Raw genomic sequence first — 23,895 nt, 5'->3', positions numbered from 1 at the left:
CTCAGCCTTTTGATGCCCGCACACACACCAACGCATCCACCTGGTCCAGCAGCATCTGCAGATGCCGCTCGCGCAAGGCGTCACCCAGCAAATCCACCTGCAGCAGGCTGCGCCAGGTGGCGGCGTGGTCGATGCGAAAGCCGCTCAGCGCGGAGATCAAATAGTGCACATCAGTGGCAGTGACCTCGGGCTTGAACAGGCCCTGGGCCACGCCGCGTTCCAGGATGCGCTCCAGGGGGGTCAGGGCCGCGCGGCGCAGGGATTCGGTGTTGGAGACCTGGCCCAGCATCTCCCCGCCCTGGAAGTTCTCCTGCAGCACCAGGCGGGTGAAGGCCTGGTTGTTGGCGTGGTAGTCAAAGCTTTTCTGGGCCAGCGCATGCAGGGCTTGCAGGGGCTCCAATGCGTCCAGGTTCAGGCTTTCTTCGGAGGCGCGGATGTCGGTGTAGCTTTGCTCGATGACGGCCAGGTACACATCCTTCTTGTTGCCGAAGTAGTAGTACAGCATGCGCTTAGCGCAGCCGGCCTTGGCCGCAATGCGTTCGAGCCGGGCGCCGTCGTAGCCATAGTTGGCAAACTCGGTCTTGCCGGCATCGAGCAAGGCCTGGCGCATGCCTGCCGATGTGCTGGGCTCATCTGCCTGGGGGGGTTGAGAGGTTGGCTCTTGCTGGCCTTGCTGCTTGCTCACTGCCGGATCTCCGTGGACTCAAGCGGGCAAGCGTAACATGCGCGCTCCTCGCCGAGGCTGGAGCACAAAAAAGCCATGGCTTGCAATGCAGGCCATGGCTCGGTGCGGGTGCAGGGGCAACGTGGCCCCTGCGTGCTTACTGGGCCTTGTCAGGCAAGGCGTAGGCGATCACGTAGTCGCCACGGTCGGGCGACTGGCGCGCGCCGCCGGCGGAGATCAGTACATACTGCTTGCCGGTCTTGGGCGATTGGTAGGTCATAGGGCCGCCCTGGCTGCCCACCGGCAGGCGGCTCTTCCAGATCTCCTGGCCGTTGGCGGTGTTCCAGGCGCGCAGGTAGTAATCCTGCGTGCCGGCAAAGAACACCAGGCCGCCCTGGGTGGACAGGCTGCCGCCCAGGGTGGGCAGGCCGACGGGCAAAGGCAGGCGCATCTTGATGCCCATCGGGCCGGTGTCCTGCACGGTGCCCACAGGCACTTGCCAGACCACTTGCTGGGTTTTCATATCGATGGCCGAGAGCGTGCCAAACGGTGGCTTCTGGCAGGGGATGCCCAGCGGCGACATGAAGCGGTCCTTGATCACCGCATAAGGCGTGCCGCCCAGGGGCACCTGGCCCATGCCAGTGTTGGGCTGCTCGCCGCCGTCAGACAGCGTGGCCTTGGGCTTCTGCGGCATCATCTGCACCCACAGGCCCAGTCGCATGTCGTTCACAAAGATCAGGTGGTTGTTCGGGTCAGCCGAGATACCGCCCCAGTTCATGCCGCCCAGCGATCCGGGGAAGCTCAGCGACACATCGGTGGACGGCGCCGTGAACAGGCCTTCATAGCGCATCGATTTGAACTTGATGCGGCAGACCAGCTGGTCCAGCGGCGTGGCGCCCCACATGTCGGCTTCGGTCAGGGTCTGGGTGCCAATCTGCGGCATGCCGACGGAGACGCGCTGGGTGGGGGCGTATTTTTCGCCGGCAATGCCTGCGGGCTTGACGGGCACATCGTCCACCTGGGTCAGCGGCTGGCCGCTTTGGCGGTCCAGCACAAAGATCTGGCCGGCCTTGGTGCCCACTACCAGGGCGGGTGTGGTGCTGCCATCCTTTTTAGGGAAATCGATCAGGGTCGGGGCCATCGGGATATCAAAATCCCAGAGGTCGTTGTGTACCGTCTGGTAGACCCATTTCTCCTGGCCGCTGGAGGCATCCAGCGCCAGGATGGAGGCGCCGTACTTCAGGTCGGCTGCGGAGCGGGGCACGCCATACAAGTCCACCGAGGGCGAGCCCATCGGCAAGTAGACGGTGTTGGAGCTGGGGTCGTAGGTGGTGCCTGCCCACACATTGGCGGACGAGCGCGTGTAGGTGGCACCCGGGGCCAGCACCTCGTTGGGCGTGTTGGAGCCCGCATCAAATGCCCAGCGCTGTGCGCCGGTCATCACATCAAAGCCACGGATCACGCCGCCCGGCATATCGACCTGGACATTGTCGGCCACACGGCCGCCGACGACGATGGTGGTGCCCGCCACGGTGGGGGCCGATGTGAGGGTGTAGTACGCCGGGTTGGCGATGGTGCCCAGGCCTTGCTTCAGATCGACAATGCCCTGGTTGCCAAAACCGGCGCAGAGCTCGCCGTTGTCGGCATTGATCGCAAACAGGCGCGCATCGATGGTGTTCATCACAATGCGGCGCTGGCACTGGTCGCCAGCGGGCAGCGCAACGGGCTGCACGGGTGAGGAACCGGCCACCTGGGGCACTGGCAGCGGCGCATTGGCATCAAAGTAGGCCAGGCCCCGGCAGCGTTCCCAGACACCGCCCACATGCGAGTTGGTTTCGTGGCGCCACAGCTGCTTGCCGGTGTCGGCATCCAGCGCAATCACGTTGTTGCTGGGGGTGCAGACAAACACCTTGTCACCCACTTGCAGGGGGGTGCTCTGGTCTTCGGCACCGGCGCCGGTGGATTTGGGCACATCGCCGGTGTGGAAGGTCCAGGCCACTTGCAGCTGGTTGACGTTGTCCACATTGATCTGGTCCAGCGCTGCAAAGCGGTCATTGTTCGTGCCGTTGCCGTAGTGGCTCCAGTCCTTTTGCGCGCTGGCGGCATCCACCGGCTTGCGGCTGATGGCGGCCTGGCTCTGCACCTCAGGATGGATCTGGAACATGGAGGCAAAACTTGCCACACCCGCCAGCAGCAGCACCGCTGCCAATGCCAGCGGTCCCTTGCTGTTGCGCGCGCGCGGGGCGCCGCCTTGCAGCAGCGGCAGGCAGGCGCTGACCACTGCGGCGCCAAAGGTCATCGCCAGCAGGCGCGAGACGAGGCTCCAGTAGTCCAGCCCCACTTCCGCCAAGGCCCAGAGCACCGTGGCCGCAAAGGTAGCCAGGTACAGCCAGCCGCCCGACCGGCGGCCGCGCAGCACCTGCACGCCCGACAGCAGCAGTCCCAGGCCTGCGAGCAAAAAGTACCAGCTGCCACCCAGGCTGATGAGTTTGCCGCCGCCGACCAAGAAGGCCAAGCCGGCAATGGCCAACACTGCCCCCAATATCCCGAGCAGCAGCCGCACGGCCAGTGACGGTGTACGCGCTTGTTGTGTCATATCGATCCTCGAATGGTTGTGGGCCCGGGCAGACGGCGGAGAACCCTCTCCACAACGCCCGGGATGGGGAGTTGTGCAGAGGGCCCTGGGCGGTCCTTGCTACAGGCCTTGTCTTGTGTGAGAAAAAATGTCCATTGTGGTGAGAAATAAAGTCCATCGCTGCCTGATGTGTACCGGACATTTCAAGAACTTCTGAAATAAATAGCCGCCGAGTCTCCTCTGGCGGGCACAGATGCTGGCTTGAAGGGCGCTGAAACGGCGAAGATTTACGCGCTGAAGTGCTGCTTCATCAGCGGCTTCAGAATGCCGTGCACGGCCTTGACCAGGCGGTTGTGCGGCCGGGCTGCCGGTGTGGCCAGCACGATGCGGTTGCGGATCACAGGATGGCTGACCTGGGCGGTAAACACCGGCGCGCTGCCCGGCCAGGTCTTCACAGCGCTGGCGGGCACCACCGAGCAGCCCACATTGCGGGCGACCAAGGACAGCACCATCTTGATCGAATCCACCTCAGCGACGATGCGCAGCGGCAGCTGCTGGTCTTCCACGGCATCGTCAAAAATCATGCGCAGCGCTTGTGGGCGGCTGGGCAGGACGAGTGGGTAGTCCACCAGCTGGGCGACCTTGACCCGCTCGGGCAAGGGGCGGGTGCTGATGAGCACCAGGGGCTCGCGTGTCAGCGGCTCGGTCAGCAATTGGGCGGTGTGGCTGGGGTCAAACAGCACGGCCACATCAAGCCGGTCGGCCAGCAGCCATTCGCGCAGCCGAATGCTCAGGCTCTCTTCGACAATGATCGAGGCATCCGGGCAGGCCTGCAAAAACTGCTGCACCACATCGGGCGTGATCAGGCTGGCCACCAGCGGCGGCAAGCCCAGGCGCACCTTGCCGCGCGGGCTTTGCAGGCGCTCGGCCATGTCGGCCTTGGCGGCGTCGACGGCCGCGCTGATGCTGCGCCCATGGGCCAGCATGGCCTTGCCCGATTCTGTCAGCCGCACGCCCCGGCCATGGCGCTCCAGCAGCGGCTGGCCCAGCTCGGCTTCGAGCAACTGCACCTGGCGGCTCAGAGTCGGCTGGCTCAGGTTCAGCGCGGCGGCCGCCAGGCTGTAGCTCTGCGCCTCGGCCACCGCCATGAAATACCGCAAACGCACAAAATCCATGCATCACCTCTATATCTGGTATTTGGATTTTATAGGTGATTAAAAAGTTGGGAGTTCCACAATGCGCTCAAGACGACTCTTTGATGGCCTTGCATGAACGCCCCGACCCCCCACCTCCAGCAGCCCGTACAGACCTACATGCTGGCGCCCTCCAAGCCCAGCCTGGTGCTGCCCGTTGGCAGCTGCGACAGCCATGTGCATGTGTTTGGCCCGGTGAATGCCTTTCCGTATGCCGAGCCGCGCAGCTTTACCCCTGCCGATGCCGGCAAGGACACCTTGTTTGCGCTGCACCGCCACTTGGGCATCAGCCGCTGCGTGATCGTGCAATCGGCCTGCCATGGCTATGACAACCGCGTGGTGGAGGATGCCATTGCCCATGGCGGCGGCCGCTACCTGGGTGTGGCCCTGGTGCCGCTGTCGGTAACGCCTGCCGAGCTGCAGCGCCTGGCGGCGGCCGGCTTTCGGGCGATCCGCTTTAACTTCATGAAGCACCTGAACACCGGTGCATCGGTTGAGGACGTGGTGGTTCTGACGCCGATGCTGGCCGAGCTGGGCATGCATCTGCAGATCCATTTTGAGAGCGCGCTGATTCACAGCCTGGGCCCCGTGCTGCAGCAATCGGCCTGCCCGGTAGTGATTGACCACATGGGCCGTGTCGATGCCACGCTGGGCGGGGACGGCGCCGATTTTCAGGCACTGCTGCGGCTCCTGGAGCAGCCGCTGTTCTACGTCAAGGTCAGCGGTATCGACCGCATTGATGCAACCCCGCCTTACCAGCATGGCATTGCGCGGGCGCAGGAGCTGGTGGCCCATGTGCCCGACCGCGTGCTCTGGGGCAGTGATTGGCCGCACCCCAACCACACGCATGTGCCCGATGACGGTGTGCTGGTCGATGCGCTGGCGCAGTTCAGCGCCAACCCGGCGCATCTGCAGGCCCTGCTGGTGGACAACCCCCAGCGCCTCTACCGCTTTGCCGCCTGAAACGTGCACGAGGAACAAAAGCATGCCGATTTTTGATGCCCACACCCCTGTCAACCCGCAAGGCCGGCTGGCCGGCAAGGTGGCCTATATCACCGGTGCCGGGGCCGCAGGCGCCGGCTGGGGCAATGGCCGCGCCACTGCGATCCGCTTTGCGCAGGAAGGCGCGCTGGTGTTTGGCGTGGACCGCAATGCCGAGGCGCTGCGCGAGACCGAAGACAGCATCCGCAGTGCCGGTGGTCAGTTTGTGGCGGGCCATTGCGATGTGATGGACCCGGCCTCGATCGCCGCATCGGTGCAGGCCTGCAAGGCGGCGCTGGGGCGCATCGATGTGCTGGTCAACAACGTGGGCGGCTCGGCCAAGGGCGGGCCGGTGGAGATGGACGAAGCGGTCTGGGACGCCCAGCTGGACTACAACCTCAAGAGCGTGTTTCTGTGCTGCAAGGCGGTGCTGCCGCTGATGCAGGCGCAGGGCGCGGGCAGCATCGTCAATATCTCGTCGACCTCGGGCATGCGCTGGACCGGTGCGGCGCAGATTGCCTATGCATCAAGCAAGGCGGCGGTGATCCAGTTTTCCAAGGTGCTGGCCGTGCAGTACGCGCCGCACCGCATCCGCGTGAACACCGTCGTGCCCGGCCAGTTGCACACGCCCATGGTCGAGACCCGCTTGGCCGGCCAGCGCGCCGGTGGCGATGTCGAGGCGCTGCTGGCCCAGCGCCAGGCGCGCATTCCGCTGCCCTTCATGGGCGATGGGCGCGACACCGCCAATGCGGCGCTGTTCCTGGCCTGCGACGAATCGCGCTTTGTGACGGGCACCGAGATTGTGGTGGACGGCGGTATGACCGTGCGCTGCGGCTAAAGCAAGACAAGACTAAACAAGGAGACAACCATGCGATTCCAAGCCTTTCCCTCCGCCCGCCAGTGGCTGCATGCCACCTTGCTGGGCACGGCCCTGGGCTGCGCCAGCAGTGCCATGGCGCAAAGCGATATGACGCGCCTCTTGGTGGCTTTTCCGCCCGGCGGCCCGGTGGACTTCATTGCGCGCAGCATGTCGCAGCAGCTGGCCAAGGAGCTGGGCCACCCGGTGATTGTGGAAAACAAGCCCGGCGCCAACGGCGCGATTGCCGCCGACAGCGTGATCCGCTCCGCACCCGATGGCAAGACCCTGTGGCTGACCAGCGTAGGCGCGGTGGCCATCAACCCCGCGCTCTATCCGAAGCTGAACTACAAGCCCGCCAGCGACCTGGTGCCCGTCTCGCTGGTGGTCAACAACGTGGAGATCATGGTGGTCAACGCGCAGACCAGCTTCAAGGACGGCAAGGAGTTTGTGCAGGCCGCCAGCCAGCGCAAGGACAAGCCGATGACCATGGCCTCGTCAGGTACCGGCAGCGTGCCGCATCTGGCCGCTATCCAGCTCAATGAATCGGCTGGCCTGAACCTGATGCATGTGCCCTACAAGGGCGCGGCCCCTGCCATCACCGACCTGATGGCCGGCCATGTCGATGGCTTCTTTGGCGACATTCCCGGCCTGGTGGGCGCCATCGACAGCGGCAAGTTCCGGCCCGTGGGCATTGCCGCTGCCAAGCGCAGCGCCCGCTACCCGAATGTGCCCACCTTTGACGAGCTGGGCTACAAGGGTGTGGATTCGAACAACTGGTATGCGGTGTTTGCCCCCAAGGGCACCAGCCCCCAGGTGGCGGCCAGCTTGAGCCGCGCCATTCATGCGGCCTTGCATGCACCCGATGTGCAGCGCAAGATCGAGGCCTCGGGTGCCGAGGTGGTGGGTTCCAGTCCTGAAGCGCTGGCCCAGCAGCTGGCGACCGACACGGAAAAGTGGACCGCCATCATCCGCCGCAACCGCATCACCCCCGATTGAGATTGAAAGACTGCCATGCGCATTGAAGCGATTGAGCCAGGCACCCGCCGTGCCCTGGCCGATTTGGAGCAACAGATCCAGGCCGAGCGTGGCCGCATCTCGCCGCTCTACCAGGTGCTGCTGCACAGCCCCGCCATTGCCAAGGGTTGGGAGCAGATGCTCTCTGCCGTGCGCAACTACAGCAGCATCGATGCCGGGCTGCGCGAGCTGATCATCCTGCGGGTGGCCATGCTCAACCAGGCCGCCTACGAGTTCGATGCCCATGTGCCGCATGCGCTCAAGGCTGGTGTGACGCAGACCGCCATCGATGCGACGCGCGACACCAGCACCACCGCCAGCCCGGCCTGGGATAGCCTGCAGCAACTGGCGATTGCGGTGACCGATGCACTGACCCGCGATCTGCAGGTGCCCGAGCCGCTGTTTGCGCAGGTAGCCGCCCGCTTCAATGCGCAGGAGCAGGTGGAGCTGTTTGCCACCATCGGCGCCTACAACATGGTGTCGCGGTTTCTGAACGCTTTTGAGATTGGCCACTGATGTCCACACCTGTCATCGACAGCCTGCTGCTGCGCTGCACGCCAGCGGTGAATGAAACCGCCACTGCACTGGCGCAGGCCGCCTTAGCCTTGCTGCGCGACGTTTTTGCTGATCTGCGTTTGGTGCGTGTGGCCCAGCAATCGCAGGGCATCGCCTATCTGTACTTTGAACTCAGCAGCCCCCAGCCACTGAGCGCCGAGTACACCGTGCAGGCTGAGCGCCGTTTGCAGGGCGCGGGCATCGCTGGCCTGGTGGCTGGCGAGCTATCGCGCCTGCAGTTGGTGATGCACCGCATCGGCCCCGCGCAGGGCGAGGCCACCCCCGTTCACTACGCCGTCGAGATGGACCCCGAGGCCGGCTGGCAGGACGATCTGTTTGCCTGGTATGACCAGGAGCATCTGCCTGGCTTGGCCAGTGTGGCCGGCACTGCCCAGGCCTTTCGCTACCTGAACCTGGACCATGGCCCGCTGTCGCTCGCCTGCTATGACCTGGTCGATGCCGAGGTGATGGGCTGCCCGGCATGGCTGGCGGTGCGAGGTACAGATTGGAGCGCGCGGGTGCGGCCGCATTTCACGAATACCCGGCGCACCATGTTTGATACGCAGGCGCTGGCTTAGGCGCCTTGAACACTTGCTCTTAGAGCAGCTTCTTAAACCCGCACCAACTGCCCATGCACTTCCTGCGGATTGCGCAGCAGGCTCAGGATGGGGCAGGTGCTTTCGACCGATGCATACAGCGCATCGATCTGCTGATCGCTGGCGGGCGAGCCCACGCGCACTTCATAGCGGATGCCTTGCAGGCCACGCGGCAGTGATTCAAAACCGGGGGTGCCGGCGCGCGCATCCATGCTGCCCCAGACATCGACCTCGACGGTATCGAGCGGCACCTGCATGGCGGCGGCCTGGATCTCGAAGATGTGCACCATGCAAGTGCCCAGCACGCCCAGTTGCAGCTCGGGCGAGCTGGGGCCCAGGTCGTAGCCGGCAAAGCCGTTGGCGCTATCGCTGATGATCTGGTGGTCGCGGATGCGCATGCGGCGCAGGCCGGTGCGGCCCTCGGCCGTCACCTTGGCATGCAGCGGGCTGGGGCCCACGTCGCCATCGCTGATGCGCTGGTCGCGGGCCAGAACCGCCTTGCGCTTGTGGACCAGAAATTCGTTGAGGCTCATGGCGACTCTTTCAGATTCAGTGTTTGTGGTTGGCGCGGCGTGCGAGCCATTCGCCCGCAAATTGCAGCACCGAGACCAGGGCGACGAGGATGACGATGACTTCAAACATCACTCGTGTTTCATAGCGTTCATAGCCATAGCGGATGGCCAGATCCCCCAGGCCGCCGGCGCCCACGGCGCCAGCCATGGCCGAGGCGTTGACGATGGCGATCACGCAGACCGTCATGCCGCCGATGATGCCGGGCAGGGCCTCGGGCAGCAGCACATGGCGCACGATGTGCCAGCGCTTGCAGCCCATGGCGCGTGCGGCCTCGATCAGGCCATGGTCCACATCGTTCAGGCTCACCTGAGCAATGCGGGCAAAGAAGGGGATCAGGTTGACCGACAGCGGCACCACGGCAGCCCAGGTGCCCAAGGTGGTGCCAACAATCGTGCGGGTGACCGGCAGCAGCGCCACCAGCAAGATGATGAAGGGGATGGCGCGGAAGATATTCACCAGCACCGACAGACCCTTGTAGAACAGCGGGCGCGCATACAGGCCCTTGGGGCCGGTGACAGTCAGCACAATGGCCAGCAGCAAGCCGCAGCTGATGGCGATGACCGACGAGACCCCCACCATCAGCATGGTCTGGCCAAAGGCCTGCAGGTATTTATCAATGGGGCTGGACATAGCCAAGAATCTCCAGGGTATCGGCACCTGCGGCCTGGCGCAGGGTCTCCTCAGGCGGCAAGGGGCTGGCCGGCAGGCGCACGATGAGCTGGCCCACGCTGTGGCCTTGCAGATGGTCCAGGCCGCCGTGGATCAGCTGGGCGCCGCCGCACAGCGCATCCAACGCCTGCAGCGCAGCCAGTGGCAGGCCCTGGCCGGGCGGCAGGCCATGAAAGCGCAGACCGATCAGCGCATGGTTGTGCACGGCATCGGGGCTGGGCTGCAGCTGCTGCGCCACCGCATGGGGCAGGCCTTGCTTGAGCGAATGCAGCATGGCCTGGGAGGCGGCGCTTTGTGGCGCACCAAACACCGACCAGACCTCGCCCAGCTCCTGCATGCGGCCATGGTCCAGCACCAGCACCCGGTCGCAAATGGCGCGGATGACGGCCATGTCATGGGTGATCAGCACCACTGTCAGTCCCAGCTGGCGGTTGATGTCGCGCAGCAGGTCCAGAATCGATTGCGTGGTCTCCGGGTCCAGCGCCGAGGTGGCCTCGTCGCAAAGCAGTACCTCGGGCGAATGCACCAGCGCCCGGGCAATGCCCACGCGCTGCTTTTGCCCGCCCGACAGCTGCGCCGGGTAGGCCTGGGCTTTGGCTGACAGACCCACCAGATCGAGCAGCTTGGCCACGCGCTCCTGCATCTGGCTGGCGGTAGCGCCGGCCACGCGCAGCGGCAATGCGACGTTCTCCCAGACGGTCTTGGACGACAGCAGGTTGAAGTGCTGGAAGATCATGCCGATCTTGCGGCGCAGCTGCACCAGGTCGTTCTCGGGCAGGCGGGCCGGGTCAATGCCCTGCACCTGCACGCGGCCCTGGCTGGGTATTTCCAGCGCATTGATGGTGCGCAGCAAGGTGGATTTGCCCGCACCACTGCGGCCGATGATGCCGAAGATCTCGCCCCGGCGGATCTCGAAGCTGATATCGGCCAGCGCCTGCATGGCGCCGGGCTTGCCGTCGGCGCCGTCATAGGACTTGCCGACCTGCTCAAAAACAATATGCGCCGCCATGCTCAGAAGGCCGGTGCGTACATGTCTTTGAACTTGGTGTTGATGAGCTGGCGGATCGTGTCGTTCTGGAACGAGGCGACCAGCTGCTTGACCCAGGGCGCATCCTTGTCCTGGCTGCGCACGGCGATCAAGGCGGCGTAAGGATTGCCTTCGCTCTTCTCTACTGCAATGCCGTCGATGAAGGGGCGCAGGCCGGCCTGGAAGGCAAAGTTGCTGGTGATGGCCGCCGCATCCATGTCCTGCAGCGAGCGGGCAAGCACCACGGCATGGGCCTCGGTAAAGCGCAGCTTGCGGGGGTTGTCGATGATGTCGGCCGGGCCGGCCTTGGGGCTGAAGGGATCAAAGCCATCGCGCAGGCGGATGAGGCCATGGTCGCGCAAGACGATCAGCGCGCGGGCCTGGTTGCTGGCGTCATCGGTGATGCCGATATGCGCGCCTTGGGGCAGGTCTTCCAGGCGCTTGTGCTTGCGCGAGTAGAAGGCCAGCGGCGACATCATCGTCGTGCCCACGGAGCTGATCTTGTAGCCGCGCTGGCGCACTTGCTCTTCCAAGAAGGGCAGATGCTGGAAGGCGTTGGCCTGCAGGTCACCATTGTTCAGCGCCTCATTGGGGCTGACCGAGGCGCTCATCACCACCAGCTCCAGGTTCAGGCCCTTGGTCTTGGCGACCTTGGCGACTTCGGCCCACAGGTCTTCTGCCACACCACCGCGAATGCCCACCTTGATCACCTTGGGCGTGGTGGCATCAGCCGCCCAGACAAAGGCGGCGGAGGTGGCGGCCAGGACGGCCAGGCTGGTGTGGAGAAACGCGCGCTTGTTCATGACATGAAACCTGTTTTACAAAAACAGCCCGCAGTGTACGCCATCGTTTGCTGCAGTGCAGCATGCGCCAAGCTTGGCGCAGCGGTGTCATGCGGGGGTCATCAGTCACCTGCATTCCCTATTGATCAAGGGAATAAGTGCTAGCTGTGGTTGAGAACAGTTCTCAGCGGCTGCTGCAGGCCTTGCAGGTTTGCAAGGCCAGGCGGTGCAGCGCCTGCCAGCCATTGGCCGGCCATTCGGGCACCTTCAGGCCCTTGACGATGCCATCGACCGCATGGGCCGAGTGCAGCAGCCGGGCGACGGTGGCATCGTTGATGCGGGGCAGCACGCGCTCAAAATGGCGCTCCTTGTTGCCCCAGACCCGGTTCTCGCGCAGGGCCATCGGCATCGGCCGGCCATTGCGCAGCGCGTCCTTGACCCGCTTCATCGCGCGGATGTCCTCGGCCAGCGCCCAGTGCACCAGCACCTCGGCCTCGCCTTCGGCCTGCAGGCCGTTGAGCATGCGCTCGGTGCGCAGCACCTGGCCGGAGAGCACGGCATCCGAGAGCTTGAACACGTCGTAGCGGGCGACGTTCAGCACCGCCTGCTCAACCTGCTCAAAGCCCAGCTCGCCTGCCGGGTAGAGCAGGCCGAGTTTCTGAATCTCTTGGTGGGCGGCGAGCAGGTTGCCCTCGACCCGGTCGGCAAAAAAGGCCAGGGTGCGCTGGCCTTCTTCACCGGCTTTGACATGCTGCTCCTGCCGCTGCAGGCGCTGGGCGATCCAGGCGGGCAGCGCGGCGCGCTCGATGCTGTCCACCTGCAAGGTGATGCCGTTGGTGTCCAGCGCAGCAAACCAGGCGCCAGTTTTGGTGGCCTTGTCCAGGCGCGGCAGGATGACGATGGTCAGGGTGCTGTCGTTGTCCACACTGCTGCTGACCAACTGCTGCAGCGCCGTGCTGCCATCCTTGCCGGGCTTGCCGCTGGGGATGCGCACTTCAATGATCTGCTTGTCGGCAAACAGGCTCAGGCTGCCACCGGCTGCCAGCACCGCGCTCCAGTCAAAATGTGCGCCGGCAACGGTGAAGCTGTTGCGCTCGGTATAGCCATTGGCGCGCGCCGCGGCGCGGATGGCGTCCACGGCCTCTTGCACCAGCAGGGCCTCATCGCCATACACGGTATACAGGGACCGGAGCCCCTTGCCCAACTGGGCAGTCAACTGGTTCAACGGCACTTGCATGCTTGATCGCGCTTCCAGCACTGCGTTGCCGCAGCGCTTGTCATTCAGTGGGGGTGACGGTCTTGACGATGGCCAGGCGACGCACAATTTGCTGGACGATGTCGGTCTGCATATTGCGGTAGAGCATCTCTTCTTCGTTGGCCTTCGAGAGCGCGTAGGTTTCCACGTAGCTGATTTCGCGGTACTGCATCAGCTCGGAGTCGGGCACATAGAGCCCGCCCTTGGCATCGCGCACCCGAAAGCGCGTGATCAGGCGGATCTGCAGCTCGCGCACCTCGCCGGCCGCATTGCGCGAGACGACAACCCGCTCGCGGCGCTGGCCCAGGTCATCAAAGATGGCCTCGGCCTGCGTGGCCTGGCTCGGATCGCGCAGCACCTGCAGGCTGCCGGCAGCCTCCAGGTGGCGTTGCAGTTCCTTGAGGAAGGCCGAATTGGCGCTGCCGTTCAAATACAGCGATTTGAAGGCGAAATCGACCGATCCGCGCAGTTTGAAGCCGCATGCCGCCAGCAGCGGCACGCTTGCCAGGGCAGTAAGCAGCGTGCGTTTTTGCATGGCGCTTAGACTACCACGTTCACCAGGCGGCCCGGCACGATGATGACTTTCTTGGGCACCGCGCCATTGGCGATTTTGTGGAAGTCTTCATTGGCCAAAGCAGCCGCTTCAATGGTGGCCTTGTCGGCACCGGCGGCCACGACGATGGAGCCGCGCAGCTTGCCGTTGACCTGCAGCATCAGCTCGATCTCGTCTTGCACCAGCGCCTGGGCATCGACCTCGGGCCAGGCGGCATCCAAGAGGCCACCCATGGCTTGCTGGTAGCCCAGCGCATCCCACAGCACTTGCGTGAGGTGGGGCGTGGCCGGGTAGAGCGCACGCAGCAAGATGCCAAAGCCTTCGACCAGCGCGGCGCGGCCGCCTTCGCTGTCGATGGCCTTGAAGTCTTCCAGCGCGTTGATCATCTTCATCGCGCCCGACACCACCGTGTTGTACTGCATGCGGCTGTAGTCATAGGCCACTTGCTTGAGCACGGTGTGGATCTCCAGGCGCAGCGCCTTGGCTTCCTTGCCAAAGGCGGCGCTGCCAGCGCTGGCCGCTTGGGCGCGTGCCGTGTCAAACTCCGGCGCATGCAGCTTGCTGCCAAAGTTGTAGACGCGGCGCAGGAAGCGGTAGCTGCCTTCGACGGCCGACTCGTTCCACTCCAGGGTCAGCTCGGGTGGCGCGGTGAACATGGTGTACAGACGCGCGGTATCAGCGCCGTACTTCTCGATCAGGTCCTGCGGATCGACACCGTTGTTCTTGGACTTGGACATGGTGCCCACGCCCTCGTAGTCGATCGCGGTGCCTTCGGGCAACAGGCCATCGGCGCTGTCCACGGCGATCTTGAGCTTGGCGCCGACGACCTTGCCGGTCTCGTCCATCACCTGATCCACATCCTTGGGCCAGAAGTATTCCTTGCCACCCTTGGCGGTGCGGCGGCTGTAGATGTGGTTAAGCACCATGCCTTGGGTCAGCAGCTTGGTGAAGGGCTCATCGACCTTCACCAGGCCCAGGTCACGCATGACCTTGGTCCAGAAGCGGGCGTACAGCAAGTGCAGGATCGCGTGCTCGATGCCACCGATGTACTGGTCCATCGGCATCCAGTAGTCGGCGCCGTCGGCGACCATCTTCTCGCTGTTCTTGGCATCGCAATAGCGCATGAAGTACCAGGACGAATCCACAAAGGTGTCCATGGTGTCGGTCTCGCGGCGGGCCGGCTTGCCGCAGCAAGGGCAGACGACGCCAGCGTGGAAGGCTTCGCTCTTGATCAGCGGGTTGCCGGAGCCATCGGGCACCAGGTCCTGGGGCAGCACGACCGGCAGGTCCTTCTCGGGCACGGGTTGGGCGCCGCAGTCTTCGCAGTGGATGATCGGGATAGGGGTGCCCCAGTAGCGCTGGCGGCTCACGCCCCAATCGCGCAGGCGCCAGGTGGTTTTCAGCTCGCCCAGGCCCTTGGCTTCGAGGGCCTTGGCCACCGCTTGAACGCCATCCTTGTAATGCAGGCCATCAAAGGCGCCGGATTCGATGAGAACGCCGCGCTCCTTGTCGCCATACCAGTCATGCCATTGCTGCTGGTCGTAGGGGCCTTCGCCCTCGACGGCCACCACCTGGCGGATCGGCAGGCTGTACTTGTTGGCAAACGCAAAGTCGCGCTCGTCATGGGCAGGCACGCCCATCACGGCGCCATCGCCATAGCTCATAAGCACATAGTTGCCGATCCAGACCTCGACTTGGGCGCCGGTGATCGGGTGGGTGACGAACAGGCCCGTGGGCTTGCCTTCCTTTTCCTTGACGGCGAGTTCGGCCTCGGTGGTTCCGCCCTTTTTGCATTCTTCGATAAAGGCAGCCAGCGCGGGGTTGGAGGCGGCGGCCTGCGTGGCCAGTGGGTGCTCAGCGGCCACGGCGCAGAAGGTCACACCCATGATGGTGTCGGCGCGGGTGGTGAAGACATACATCTTGCCGTCACCGATCAGGTTGCCATCGGCGCCCTGGATGTTGTGCGTAAACGCAAAGCGCACACCGGCGCTCTTGCCGATCCAGTTCTCCTGCATCAGGCGCACCTTGTCGGGCCAGCCGGTCAGGGTTGCCTTGTCGTTGCCCATCTGTACATGGTCCAGCAGCTCTTGGGCATACTGGGTGATGGCCAGGTAGTAGCCGGGGATCTCGCGCTTCTCTACCGGTGCGCCGGTGCGCCAGCCGCGGCCGTCGATCACCTGCTCATTGGCCAGCACGGTCTGGTCCACCGGGTCCCAATTCACGGTCTGGGTCTTGCGGTAGGCAATGCCCTTGTCCAGCATCTTGAGGAACAGCCACTGGTTCCACTTGTAGTAGTCGGGGTCGCAGGTCGCTACCTCGCGGCTCCAGTCGATCGCCAGACCCATCGCCTGCATCTGCTTCTTCATGTAGGCGATGTTGTCGTAGGTCCACTGCGCAGGCGGCACGCTGTTCTTGATCGCGGCGTTCTCGGCCGGCAGACCAAAGGCATCCCAGCCCATGGGCATCAGCACGTTGTAGCCCTGCATGCGCAGCTGGCGCGTGAGCATGTCGTTGATCGTGTAGTTGCGCACATGGCCCATGTGCAGCTTGCCGCTGGGGTAGGGCAGCATGGAGCAGGCGTAGAACTTTTTCTTGCCCGCGTCCTCGGACACGCGGTAGGCATCTTGGGCTTGCCACTGGCTTTGCGCGGCGGCTTCTACGTCGGAGTGGTTGTATTTTTCTTGCATGGAACTGGTCAGGAAAAAGCGGCCGCCCACGGGCTTTCCGGGGCGAGGTCAATGGGCAAAGATTGTAGGCCCATCGCCATAGCCCGTAGATGGCGAGTGCCGCACGCTGGGGTGCGGTTATAGATCGCATGTAAAAATAAATGGCTATCTGCTGATTGATAGCCAATCTTATCACCGCTTGCAGGCCTTGGGCGCTGCAGGCGTTTTCCGTTTCTGTCTTTGAAAGGACTCTGCCTCGTGACCTGGGAAACCTTGGACCAATTCGAACCCTGGATGCAAACGGCCGCCGGCTTGGCGGCCTTGGTGTTGCTGGCCTATGCACTGCGCCTGGTGGTGCGCATGGCGCTGCTGCAGATCGTGCCGCGTTTTCGCTCCAGCCTGGGCGCCGCCTGGCTGCGCACCTTGCTGGACAACCGCATCCTGGTGCGCGTGGCGCAGATCGTGCCCTCGCTGGTGGTTCAGACCGGCATTGCCGCCGTGCCGCACCTGCCGCTTGTCGCCAGCACGGTGATCCGCAATGTGGCGATTGCGGTGACGGCGCTGCAGGTGGCACGCCTGCTCTGCGCCATCATGGACAGCATCCAGGAGGCCAATGAGAGCCAGCTGGAGGCCGAGCAAAGCACGCGATCGGTCAAAAGCTATGTGCAGCTGGGCAAGATGCTGGTGATGGTGGTCGCGGGCATCGTGATGGTGGCCACCCTGATCGACCGCTCCCCGCTCATTTTGCTGAGCGGCCTGGGTGCCATGTCAGCGGTGCTGATGCTGGTGTTCAAGGATACGATTCTGTCGTTTACCGCTGGCGTGCAACTGGCCAGCAATGACATTCTGCGCGTGGGCGACTGGCTGGAGATGACCCAGGTGGGCGCTGATGGCGCCGTGGTGGACATGGCGCTCAACACTGTCAAGGTGCGCAACTGGGACAACACGATCACCACCATTCCCACCTGGCGCTTGATGAGCGACAGCTTCAAGAACTGGCGGGGTATGTCGGAATCGGGTGGCCGCCGCATCAAGCGGCCCTTGTGCATCGATACCACCTCGGTGCGCTTTTTGACCCGCGCCGAAATCACCGAGCTGAGCCAGATCGCCGTGCTGCGCCCTTATCTGCAAAGCAAGCTCGCCGAGATCAGCGCCTACAACCAGGATTTCTCGACCAAGTCGCCGGACATGGCCGATGAGATCGTCAACCTGCGCCAGCTCACCAATATTGGCACCTACCGCGCTTACTGCAATGCCTACCTGCAGGCGCACCCCAAGCTGCGCAAGGATATGACCTTGATGGCCCGCGCAATGGAGCCCACCAACCAGGGCTCGCCGCTGGAGATCTATGCCTTTACCGACACCACCGCCTGGCTGGAGTACGAGGCCATCCAGGGCGATATCTTTGACCACCTGACCGCCATCCTGCCGGAGTTTGGCCTGCGCGTGTTCCAGGTGCCATCGGGCAATGACATGCAAGTGGCGCTGCGCCAGCACGAAGTGCAGGCCCTGCAGCGCTGAGCTTGCCTAGCGTCGTACCCCTTGCGCAGGGGTAGGCGCTGGCGTCGGCACGTTTGCTACCGCTTCAGGCATCGGCTCGGGCGCCACGGCCACTGGCTCATCGGCATCGGGCACCGGCGCTTCGCTGTCCACGCCGGTCGCCTCTGGGCTGTTGATGCCCAGCGGGCTTTCCCAGATCGAGCGGCCCGGCAGCGGCAGCACCGGTTGGCCATCAGCATCGGCCAGGCCCACCAGCAGCGCACGGCCATCGGGCAGCACCCGGAAGTCGCCATAGCGGGTCTGCTCAAAATGCCGGCCCTGGCCTTCGGGGAAAAAGTAGGCATCCGTCACCAGCACCCACTGGCCCTTGAGGCGTTTGAGTGGCAGGGCCAGCTCGCCTTTTTCCAGTGGGCTGCTCTCCGTCAGCAGGCCCTGGATGGTGGCCACGCCCTGATCGTCAATGCTGGCGCGCACCAGCTGGCTGGGGCTGACGATGTCCTGGAGCTTTTCGCGCATCTCAAAGGGCAGCGCAAATCTGAGCGCCATATAGTCGCCCTGCATCAAGGAGCGCGGGTCCACCGGGATCAACGGCACCAGAATGCGCTGGCCATGGGCAATGACCTGCTCCTTGCCGCGCACATCCCAGTTCACCAGGCCCAGCGCCAGCACGGCACCGACGACCAGCCCAACCCACTGCAGGCGGCGCTGCGGCGCTGCAGGCTGCGCGCCTGCGGCAGCGGCGCCGGCATCTGCCGCGCGGCGCAAGGCCCACAGGCAGGCGAGCAGCAGCGCACCGACCAGCGCCAGGCCCAGGCCCTTGGCGGCCAGCGACCAGCCCAGGTGGTAGTAGAACTGGCCCAGCGCCACCAGTGCCAGCAGCGCGCAGAGCACTGCGATGCGCCAGCGCGCGGCCAGCAAGGCGCCAGCGGCCACCAAAGCAACAACGGCCAGACCGGTGCTGAACCAGGCGGCGATGGCCAGCACGGCACCCGCCAGCAGCAGGCTGTGCTCTGCCTGGCGGTTGGTGCTGCACCGGGAGCGCCATTGCCGGGCCAGCATCCAGGTCGAGAGCGCCACCACCAGGACCGCCAGCGCGCGCCCGGCTGGGAAGGCCCAGGGCATAAAGTCGCCGCTCTGCTCCCAGAAGATAGCGCGGGCCACATAGCCAGAGGCGAAATTGCTGATGAGCACGCCGACGATGGCGGCATCGGCAAAGGCTGCCCAGCGCGGCTGGGACCAGCGCTGCGCAGGGCTTGCCAGGCGAGCAGGCTCGCCCCGCAGCCACAAGCACCAGAGCAAGGCGGGCAGCAGCGCATCCAGCTGCAAGGGCAGCAAGGCCGGCAGCCAGGATTGCAGCGCCATGAGGCTCACCACCACGGCCATGCCCCAGCCCAGGCCCATCAGCGATTGGATCCAGCGCATCTGCGCCAGGGAGGCGCCCAGCATCAGCACCAGGGCCGACACCGTGCCAATCAGCAGCACGCCCAGGCGGGAATCGGCAACATCGCCCAAGTTGACGAGCACCAGCAGCCCGCCGGTACACCACAGCACCAGGGCGATGCAGTTCACAAAGGCCTGGCGCGATTGGTGCATCAAGCCACCGGCGACGGCCAACACCACCAGGCCCAGCACCACACCGCCGGTGCCGAACACAAAGTGCTCGCCCAGCGCAAATGCCAGAAACACCGCCAGCGGCACCAGGCTGGCCAGCGCGCCGAGCATGGCCAGCGCTAGTACCAGCACGGGCGGCTCTTCCAGATCCGGGGCCGGCGCATCGCCTTGCACCAGACCTTGCTGGCGGGCCTGGGCCCACCAGCTGGGCTGGGTGCGCAGAAAGGACAAGGGACGGATACTAGCCATCACAGCACCTCCTGGGTGTTGCCTTGCTGGGCATGCAGATAATGCTGCGCGCTGATCAAGGCCTTGACCGAGACGCCCAGGAAGACCATCACCACGACGGCGAAGGCGAGCAGGGCCTCGGTCTCTTGCCACTCAAATATCCAGCGGGCGATGAGCGATAGGACCAACACATTCGCCGCCACGGTGGCCAGGCAGGTGCAGATAAAGTCCCGAAAACGGCTGAACAGCGACAGCAGCAGGCTGGCGGCCACCAGGGTGCCGCTGAGCGTAAAGGCCGCCACGGTCTGGCGCGTGGCCTCATCAAACAGCTGCACGGTGGCAATGGCCGACCAGGCTGCCAGTGCGCCGCCCAGCGCCAGCCGCTGCGACCACCAGCCCATGCCGCCGCGCACTCGCAAGGCAGGTACGCAGTAGACCAGCAGCGGCACCAGCGCCAAGGCCAGCCACAGCACCAGGCGCAGCATCAGCTGCGCAAAGCTGTCGCGGTCGGCGACCAGCACCTGCCACAGATCGAGCTTGCCGGTCCAGAAGACGATGGCGGCGGCGACGATCAGCACCCAGACGCACCACAGCAAATCGCTGGCGGCCAGTGCCACCCAGACCAGCGCCAGCGCGGCCCAGGCGGCAAACAGCTGCCAGGCATCGGCGCCCGTCTGGTAGGTTTGGCCCACATAGGCCAGCAAGCCGCCCAGCACCAAGGTGGCGCAGAACAGCGCCGCGAGCCGCAAGCGCGGCCACAGGCAGGCGGCCAGCACCGAGAGCGCCAGCGCGCCTTCGATCAGGCCCAGCTTGAACCAGTGCGATTGCGCTTGCCAGTTGGCCGCCACCCAAAAGATCAGCCCGCTGGCCAGCAGCAATGCGGCCACCAGCAGCAGGCCGGCGCGTATTTTGTGGGCCAGGGTTGCGGGCGTGCCCGCAGACACGACCAGCGCATACAGCCTTGGCATGCGGGGGTCAGCAGGCGCCGATTGCGCGCTCACTTGGTACAGGGTGGAGTCCATCCGTTTTCCTCGTTGAGAGGCCCGATCTGCGCGATGGCGAAGGCCGGGCCGGGCTGCGCACCGCTGCCGATGGCAGTGGGTACACAGCCAGCAATATAACGAAGTGGGTCTGGGGCTGGTGAATCAGCAGGCGGGGTAGCTGGAAACGATACTGCCGGGGCCCGCGCCCCGAGACCAGGCTGCTGGCCGACGATGGCGGGGGTCAGCGCGCCGCAGGCGCCGGGGGTTGGGCTACAAAGCCCATGCGGCTCAGGCCGGCGGTCTGCGCGGCATCCATCAGCTCCACCGCACGCGCATAGGGCAGGCTTTGGTCGATGGACAGCTGCACCTCGGTCTGCGGGTTACGCTCGGCCTGCTGCTTGAGCAAGGCCTTCAGGGCATCCATGTCGGTGGCTTCGCCATCGGCAAACAGCTCGCCCTGGGCATTGATCTGCACCGCAATCGCAGCGGGCGGATTGGCGCGGGTGGCGCTGGCGGCCTGGGGCAGGTCCAGCCGGATGGAGGCGGCCAGCAAGGGCGCGGCCATGATGAAGATGACCAGCAGCACCAGCATCACATCCACCAGCGGCGTCACATTGATGGCGCTGATGGGCGGGCTGCTGGGGTTTTTGCTGAAGCGTCCGAAGGCCATGGCGTGGGCTGCAGGGGCTGCTGCTTAGCGGCTGCCCACATGGGCGATTGCATCCACGCCCGTGTGCGCATGGACGCTGGTGTAAGCCTGCGGTGCCTGGGCGGCCTGCTGCAGCGCCCAGGTTTGCATGTCATGGGCAAAGCCTTCGAGCAGTTCCTCGACCTGGGCGAGTTTGCGGCCCAGCAGGTTGTAGGCCAGCACGGCCGGCAAGGCGACGGCCAGGCCGGCAGCGGTCATCACCAGCGCCTCGCCCACGGGGCCGGCCAGCTGCTCCAGGCTGACATGGTCGGCACCGGCCAGTGCGGCCAGTGCCTGGTGGATGCCCCAAACGGTGCCCAGCAAACCGACAAAAGGGGCAGTGGCACCAATCGAGGCCAACACCGTTTGCCCCCATTGCAGCCGGTGGCTGGCGCCATGCAGGGCCTCGCGCAGCACGCGGGTGGTTTGCACCTGGGCGCCGCTGGCCACAGCCAGGCTGTGGTTGGCGGCGGGCTCGGCCGCCACAATGTGGGCAATCGCATCGGCCACCGGGGTCAGCAGGTTGGCACGGTCAATCTGCGGCAATTGGATACGCGCCTGCTCCCAGCTGCTGGCTTGCCAAAAAGCCTGGGTGGCTTGCACGGTGGCGCCCTGGGCGCGGCCCAGCCACCAGCCCTTGTAGAGAATCAGCACCCAGCTGATGACGGACATTGCCAGCAGGGCCAAGGCGGTGGCGAGCGCTACCGCATCCGCTTGTGAGAGCCATTGCCAAAGCGTCATGGGTGGCCGTCCTTTTTGAGAAGCTGGGTGGGCAGAAGATCAGTGCAGGCCGAGCACGTCGTACATGTCGTACAGGCCGGCCTTTTGGCGGGCCAGGTAGCGGGCGGCACGCAGGCTGCCATTCGCATAGCCGGCGCGGCTGCTGGATTTGTGGGAGATCTCGATGCGCTCGCCATCGCCGGCAAACAGCACGGTGTGGTCGCCGACGATATCGCCGCCGCGCATGCTGGCAAAGCCAATGCTGTTGGCCACGCGCGCGCCGGTGTGGCCAAAGCGCTCGTAAACGGCGCGGTCGGCCAGTTGCGTGCCCTGGGCCTCGGCAATCACCTCGCCCATCTTCAGCGCCGTGCCCGAGGGAGCATCGACCTTGTGCTTGTGATGGGCCTCAACGATCTCGATGTCGTAGCCGCCTTCCTGCAAGGCCTTGGCCGCCATCTCCAGCAGCTTGAAGGTCACATTCACGCCCACGCTCATATTGGGGGAGAGCAGCACTGCCGTCTTGTCGGCAAACTGGCGGATCTGCGCCTTTTCTTCGTCGCTGAAGCCGGTAGTGCCAATGACCACGCCTACGCCGCGCTCTGCGGCCACGGCCAGGTGGGCCAGGGTGCCTTCGGGGCGGGTGAAGTCAATCAGCACATCAGCGCCTTGCAGGCCTTGGGCCAGGTCGGCGGTGATGCGAACGCCGGTATCACGGCCCAAAAAGGCGCCTGCATCGCTGCCCAGGCTGGCACTGCCTGCCGCATCCAGCGCACCGCTCAGTCGCAGGTCGTTGCTGGCCAGCACGGCTTCGATCAGCATACGGCCCATGCGGCCACTGGCGCCGGTAATGGCCACGGAAATGGGGGTACTGGACGTTGGGGAGAGAGAGGCGGTCATGGGTCGGTTCCTGGGGCTCAAGCGGGCGGCGTCTCAGCAAACATCGGACACGGCCCAAAGACGGCGCTGGCCACCCGCTGCCGGGGCAGGGCGGGTGCTGGCCAGCGCAGGGGCATCAGCGCTGTGGTGATTCCAGCGGCGGGTAGCTGGCAGGCGGCGCAGCGGTGCTGGTGTCGCTGCTGCTGGTGTCTGCCGTGTCGGCATTGGGCGCAGGCTGGTCAGCCTTGTACTTGGCCAACTCATCGGGCGTGGCTTCCAGGCGCGGCACCTTGGGGTTCTTGATCGACGTCGTGACCGAGGCGACAAACTCCTGCTCGCTGGGCATTTCATCGCCTTCAAAGCGCTCCAGGCCAGTGTCGTTGAAGAACACGGTGAAGCGACGCTCTTGTGCAGGCACGCCCTTGCGCTTGATGGTGAACACGTAGTCCCAGCGATTGGCATGGAAGACGCTGGCCAGCAACGGGGTGCCCAGCAGATCCTTGACCTGCTGGCGGCTCATGCCTTTTTGCAGCGCGTCGACCTGCTCTTTGGTGATCACGTTGCCCTGCACCACCTCGACCTTGTAAGGCGTGACGGCGCTGGCGAACTTACGGCTGGCTTCATTGAAAGAGCCGCAAGCGGCCACACTGGCGCCCAGGGCCAACAGCGCCGCCATGCGGACACCGGAACGAACAAATTCAGGCATGGTTTTAGACATAGCGATATGATCGGCCATTGTAGCGGCTGGTCTCCAGGCCTTCTCCAGAAGTCCGTATACCAATCGGGCCCACTTGAAAGACCTTGTAATGAAAAATATTGAAGAACTCAAAAGCACTGGCCTCAAGGCGACTCTGCCTCGGCTGAAGATTCTGGATATCTTCCAGAACGGTGCACAGCGCCACATGACGGCGGAAGATGTGTTCCGCGTGCTGCTGGAGGAGCGTTCCGACATCGGCCTGGCCACCGTCTACCGCGTGCTGACCCAGTTCGAGCAGGCCGGCATTCTGATCCGCAGCAACTTCGAGAGCGGCAAGGCCGTCTACGAACTCAACGAAGGCCAGCACCACGACCATTTTGTCTGCACCAGCTGCGGCAAGGTCGAGGAGTTCTACGATCCCGAGATTGAAAAACGCCAGCAGTCGATTGCCAAGAGCAAGGGCTGGATTGTGCATGACCACTCGATGGCCCTGTATGGCCAATGCGCGGAGTGCGCCACTAAGGCCAAATAAGTGGCCTCTCGCGGTAGCGGGATACTGATACGAAAAGCGAAGCGCCTCAAGCGCTTCGCTTTTTACGTTTTGCACACATAGCTTTACAGCAGCGCGAC

At 64.6% G+C, this 23,895-nt stretch carries 23 protein-coding genes; 7 read left to right on the top strand and 16 right to left on the bottom strand.

The window, feature by feature from the left end; all coding sequences use genetic code 11:
- Position 1 precedes the first annotated feature (1 nt).
- The 3 genes from HS961_RS00205 to HS961_RS00195 form a co-directional block, all read right to left on the bottom strand.
- Entirely contained in the window at positions 2 to 685 is a 684-nt protein-coding gene (locus tag HS961_RS00205; RefSeq protein ID WP_182325831.1) for a TetR family transcriptional regulator, read from the bottom strand.
- Positions 686 to 821: 136 nt separating this feature from the next.
- Positions 822 to 3,260 carry a membrane-bound PQQ-dependent dehydrogenase, glucose/quinate/shikimate family gene (locus HS961_RS00200; RefSeq protein WP_182325830.1) on the bottom strand — a complete coding sequence of 813 codons (2,439 nt, stop codon included), beginning with the start codon at positions 3,258 to 3,260 and terminating at the stop codon, positions 822 to 824.
- 266 nt (positions 3,261 to 3,526) lie between these two features.
- Positions 3,527 to 4,414 (bottom strand): LysR family transcriptional regulator, encoded by an 888-nt coding sequence (locus HS961_RS00195; RefSeq protein WP_182325829.1) that lies wholly within the window; start codon positions 4,412 to 4,414, stop codon positions 3,527 to 3,529.
- 93 nt (positions 4,415 to 4,507) lie between these two features.
- On the opposite strand from HS961_RS00195, the gene HS961_RS00190 reads away from it, so the two are divergent.
- The 5 genes from HS961_RS00190 to HS961_RS00170 are packed head-to-tail and all read left to right on the top strand — an operon-like array spanning position 4,508 to position 8,419.
- The gene (locus tag HS961_RS00190; RefSeq protein WP_182325828.1) at positions 4,508 to 5,395 is read left to right on the top strand and encodes an amidohydrolase family protein; all 888 of its coding nucleotides are present in this window, start codon (positions 4,508 to 4,510) and stop codon (positions 5,393 to 5,395) included.
- Between the two features lie 22 nt (positions 5,396 to 5,417).
- On the top strand, positions 5,418 to 6,251 hold the full coding sequence (locus HS961_RS00185) for an SDR family NAD(P)-dependent oxidoreductase (RefSeq protein WP_182325827.1): 834 nt from the start codon (positions 5,418 to 5,420) through the stop codon (positions 6,249 to 6,251).
- Positions 6,252 to 6,281: 30 nt separating this feature from the next.
- Positions 6,282 to 7,268 (top strand): Bug family tripartite tricarboxylate transporter substrate binding protein, encoded by a 987-nt coding sequence (locus HS961_RS00180; RefSeq protein ID WP_182325826.1) that lies wholly within the window; start codon positions 6,282 to 6,284, stop codon positions 7,266 to 7,268.
- 15 nt (positions 7,269 to 7,283) lie between these two features.
- Positions 7,284 to 7,802: a carboxymuconolactone decarboxylase family protein gene (locus HS961_RS00175; protein ID WP_182325825.1), complete on the top strand. Its 519-nt coding sequence runs from the start codon at positions 7,284 to 7,286 to the stop codon at positions 7,800 to 7,802.
- The gene (locus HS961_RS00170; RefSeq protein ID WP_182325824.1) at positions 7,802 to 8,419 is read left to right on the top strand and encodes a hypothetical protein; all 618 of its coding nucleotides are present in this window, start codon (positions 7,802 to 7,804) and stop codon (positions 8,417 to 8,419) included. Before HS961_RS00175 ends, HS961_RS00170 begins: the two co-directional genes overlap by 1 nt.
- 32 nt (positions 8,420 to 8,451) lie before the next feature.
- Here the strand turns inward: HS961_RS00170 and HS961_RS00165 are convergent, their stop codons facing one another.
- The 7 genes from HS961_RS00165 to leuS all read right to left on the bottom strand — a co-directional run bounded on the left by HS961_RS00165 (position 8,452) and on the right by leuS (position 15,983).
- Positions 8,452 to 8,970: an OsmC family protein gene (locus HS961_RS00165; RefSeq protein WP_182325823.1), complete on the bottom strand. Its 519-nt coding sequence runs from the start codon at positions 8,968 to 8,970 to the stop codon at positions 8,452 to 8,454.
- Between the two features lie 16 nt (positions 8,971 to 8,986).
- Positions 8,987 to 9,640, bottom strand: coding sequence for a methionine ABC transporter permease (locus tag HS961_RS00160; RefSeq protein ID WP_182325822.1), 654 nt, complete (start codon positions 9,638 to 9,640; stop codon positions 8,987 to 8,989).
- Entirely contained in the window at positions 9,624 to 10,688 is a 1,065-nt protein-coding gene (locus tag HS961_RS00155; RefSeq protein ID WP_182325821.1) for a methionine ABC transporter ATP-binding protein, read from the bottom strand. Before HS961_RS00155 ends, HS961_RS00160 begins: the two co-directional genes overlap by 17 nt.
- Before the next feature lie 2 nt (positions 10,689 to 10,690).
- On the bottom strand, positions 10,691 to 11,509 hold the full coding sequence (locus tag HS961_RS00150) for a MetQ/NlpA family ABC transporter substrate-binding protein (protein ID WP_182325820.1): 819 nt from the start codon (positions 11,507 to 11,509) through the stop codon (positions 10,691 to 10,693).
- A gap of 163 nt (positions 11,510 to 11,672) precedes the next feature.
- Positions 11,673 to 12,725 (bottom strand): DNA polymerase III subunit delta, encoded by a 1,053-nt coding sequence (gene holA / locus HS961_RS00145; protein WP_182325819.1) that lies wholly within the window; start codon positions 12,723 to 12,725, stop codon positions 11,673 to 11,675.
- A gap of 40 nt (positions 12,726 to 12,765) precedes the next feature.
- On the bottom strand, positions 12,766 to 13,278 hold the full coding sequence (lptE, locus tag HS961_RS00140) for an LPS assembly lipoprotein LptE (RefSeq protein WP_182325818.1): 513 nt from the start codon (positions 13,276 to 13,278) through the stop codon (positions 12,766 to 12,768).
- 5 nt (positions 13,279 to 13,283) lie between these two features.
- Positions 13,284 to 15,983, bottom strand: coding sequence for a leucine--tRNA ligase (leuS, locus tag HS961_RS00135; protein ID WP_182325817.1), 2,700 nt, complete (start codon positions 15,981 to 15,983; stop codon positions 13,284 to 13,286).
- Positions 15,984 to 16,256: 273 nt separating this feature from the next.
- Here leuS and HS961_RS00130 point away from each other — a divergent pair, with 273 nt between their 5' ends.
- Complete coding sequence (locus HS961_RS00130; RefSeq protein WP_182328041.1) at positions 16,257 to 17,483, top strand: mechanosensitive ion channel family protein; 1,227 nt, start codon at positions 16,257 to 16,259, stop codon at positions 17,481 to 17,483.
- Between the two features lie 6 nt (positions 17,484 to 17,489).
- Here the strand turns inward: HS961_RS00130 and HS961_RS00125 are convergent, their stop codons facing one another.
- The 6 genes from HS961_RS00125 to HS961_RS00100 form a co-directional block, all read right to left on the bottom strand.
- On the bottom strand, positions 17,490 to 19,322 hold the full coding sequence (locus HS961_RS00125; RefSeq protein WP_182325816.1) for a GDYXXLXY domain-containing protein: 1,833 nt from the start codon (positions 19,320 to 19,322) through the stop codon (positions 17,490 to 17,492).
- Positions 19,322 to 20,323 carry a DUF2157 domain-containing protein gene (locus tag HS961_RS00120; protein WP_182325815.1) on the bottom strand — a complete coding sequence of 334 codons (1,002 nt, stop codon included), beginning with the start codon at positions 20,321 to 20,323 and terminating at the stop codon, positions 19,322 to 19,324. Before HS961_RS00120 ends, HS961_RS00125 begins: the two co-directional genes overlap by 1 nt.
- A gap of 202 nt (positions 20,324 to 20,525) precedes the next feature.
- Positions 20,526 to 20,954, bottom strand: a complete 429-nt coding sequence (locus tag HS961_RS00115) for an ExbD/TolR family protein (protein WP_182325814.1) — start codon at positions 20,952 to 20,954, stop codon at positions 20,526 to 20,528.
- A 24-nt stretch (positions 20,955 to 20,978) separates the two neighbouring features.
- Positions 20,979 to 21,713 (bottom strand): MotA/TolQ/ExbB proton channel family protein, encoded by a 735-nt coding sequence (locus HS961_RS00110; protein ID WP_182325813.1) that lies wholly within the window; start codon positions 21,711 to 21,713, stop codon positions 20,979 to 20,981.
- A gap of 39 nt (positions 21,714 to 21,752) precedes the next feature.
- Entirely contained in the window at positions 21,753 to 22,589 is an 837-nt protein-coding gene (dapB, locus tag HS961_RS00105) for a 4-hydroxy-tetrahydrodipicolinate reductase (protein ID WP_182325812.1), read from the bottom strand.
- A gap of 115 nt (positions 22,590 to 22,704) precedes the next feature.
- Positions 22,705 to 23,274, bottom strand: coding sequence for an outer membrane protein assembly factor BamE (locus HS961_RS00100; protein WP_182325811.1), 570 nt, complete (start codon positions 23,272 to 23,274; stop codon positions 22,705 to 22,707).
- A gap of 100 nt (positions 23,275 to 23,374) precedes the next feature.
- Here HS961_RS00100 and fur point away from each other — a divergent pair, with 100 nt between their 5' ends.
- The gene (gene fur, locus HS961_RS00095; RefSeq protein WP_182325810.1) at positions 23,375 to 23,797 is read left to right on the top strand and encodes a ferric iron uptake transcriptional regulator; all 423 of its coding nucleotides are present in this window, start codon (positions 23,375 to 23,377) and stop codon (positions 23,795 to 23,797) included.
- Positions 23,798 to 23,895 lie beyond the last annotated feature (98 nt).

The organism is Comamonas piscis, from assembly GCF_014109725.1.
GTDB classification, from domain to species: Bacteria; Pseudomonadota; Gammaproteobacteria; order Burkholderiales; family Burkholderiaceae_C; genus Comamonas; species Comamonas piscis.
The sequence above is the reverse complement of the archived record's forward strand: the minus strand, read 5'-3'. Positions and strand labels throughout refer to the sequence as shown.

Coding starts and splice junctions, on each gene's coding strand:
- HS961_RS00200 (WP_182325830.1), bottom strand. CDS start 3,260: ATGACACAACAAGCGCGTACACCGTCACTGGCCGTGCGGCTGCTGCTC.
- HS961_RS00195 (WP_182325829.1), bottom strand. CDS start 4,414: ATGGATTTTGTGCGTTTGCGGTATTTCATGGCGGTGGCCGAGGCGCAG.
- HS961_RS00190 (WP_182325828.1), top strand. CDS start 4,508: ATGAACGCCCCGACCCCCCACCTCCAGCAGCCCGTACAGACCTACATG.
- HS961_RS00185 (WP_182325827.1), top strand. CDS start 5,418: ATGCCGATTTTTGATGCCCACACCCCTGTCAACCCGCAAGGCCGGCTG.
- HS961_RS00180 (WP_182325826.1), top strand. CDS start 6,282: ATGCGATTCCAAGCCTTTCCCTCCGCCCGCCAGTGGCTGCATGCCACC.
- HS961_RS00175 (WP_182325825.1), top strand. CDS start 7,284: ATGCGCATTGAAGCGATTGAGCCAGGCACCCGCCGTGCCCTGGCCGAT.
- HS961_RS00170 (WP_182325824.1), top strand. CDS start 7,802: ATGTCCACACCTGTCATCGACAGCCTGCTGCTGCGCTGCACGCCAGCG.
- HS961_RS00165 (WP_182325823.1), bottom strand. CDS start 8,970: ATGAGCCTCAACGAATTTCTGGTCCACAAGCGCAAGGCGGTTCTGGCC.
- HS961_RS00160 (WP_182325822.1), bottom strand. CDS start 9,640: ATGTCCAGCCCCATTGATAAATACCTGCAGGCCTTTGGCCAGACCATG.
- HS961_RS00155 (WP_182325821.1), bottom strand. CDS start 10,688: ATGGCGGCGCATATTGTTTTTGAGCAGGTCGGCAAGTCCTATGACGGC.
- HS961_RS00150 (WP_182325820.1), bottom strand. CDS start 11,509: ATGAACAAGCGCGCGTTTCTCCACACCAGCCTGGCCGTCCTGGCCGCC.
- holA (WP_182325819.1), bottom strand. CDS start 12,725: ATGCAAGTGCCGTTGAACCAGTTGACTGCCCAGTTGGGCAAGGGGCTC.
- lptE (WP_182325818.1), bottom strand. CDS start 13,278: ATGCAAAAACGCACGCTGCTTACTGCCCTGGCAAGCGTGCCGCTGCTG.
- leuS (WP_182325817.1), bottom strand. CDS start 15,983: ATGCAAGAAAAATACAACCACTCCGACGTAGAAGCCGCCGCGCAAAGC.
- HS961_RS00130 (WP_182328041.1), top strand. CDS start 16,257: ATGCAAACGGCCGCCGGCTTGGCGGCCTTGGTGTTGCTGGCCTATGCA.
- HS961_RS00125 (WP_182325816.1), bottom strand. CDS start 19,322: ATGGCTAGTATCCGTCCCTTGTCCTTTCTGCGCACCCAGCCCAGCTGG.
- HS961_RS00120 (WP_182325815.1), bottom strand. CDS start 20,323: ATGGACTCCACCCTGTACCAAGTGAGCGCGCAATCGGCGCCTGCTGAC.
- HS961_RS00115 (WP_182325814.1), bottom strand. CDS start 20,954: ATGGCCTTCGGACGCTTCAGCAAAAACCCCAGCAGCCCGCCCATCAGC.
- HS961_RS00110 (WP_182325813.1), bottom strand. CDS start 21,713: ATGACGCTTTGGCAATGGCTCTCACAAGCGGATGCGGTAGCGCTCGCC.
- dapB (WP_182325812.1), bottom strand. CDS start 22,589: ATGACCGCCTCTCTCTCCCCAACGTCCAGTACCCCCATTTCCGTGGCC.
- HS961_RS00100 (WP_182325811.1), bottom strand. CDS start 23,274: ATGCCTGAATTTGTTCGTTCCGGTGTCCGCATGGCGGCGCTGTTGGCC.
- fur (WP_182325810.1), top strand. CDS start 23,375: ATGAAAAATATTGAAGAACTCAAAAGCACTGGCCTCAAGGCGACTCTG.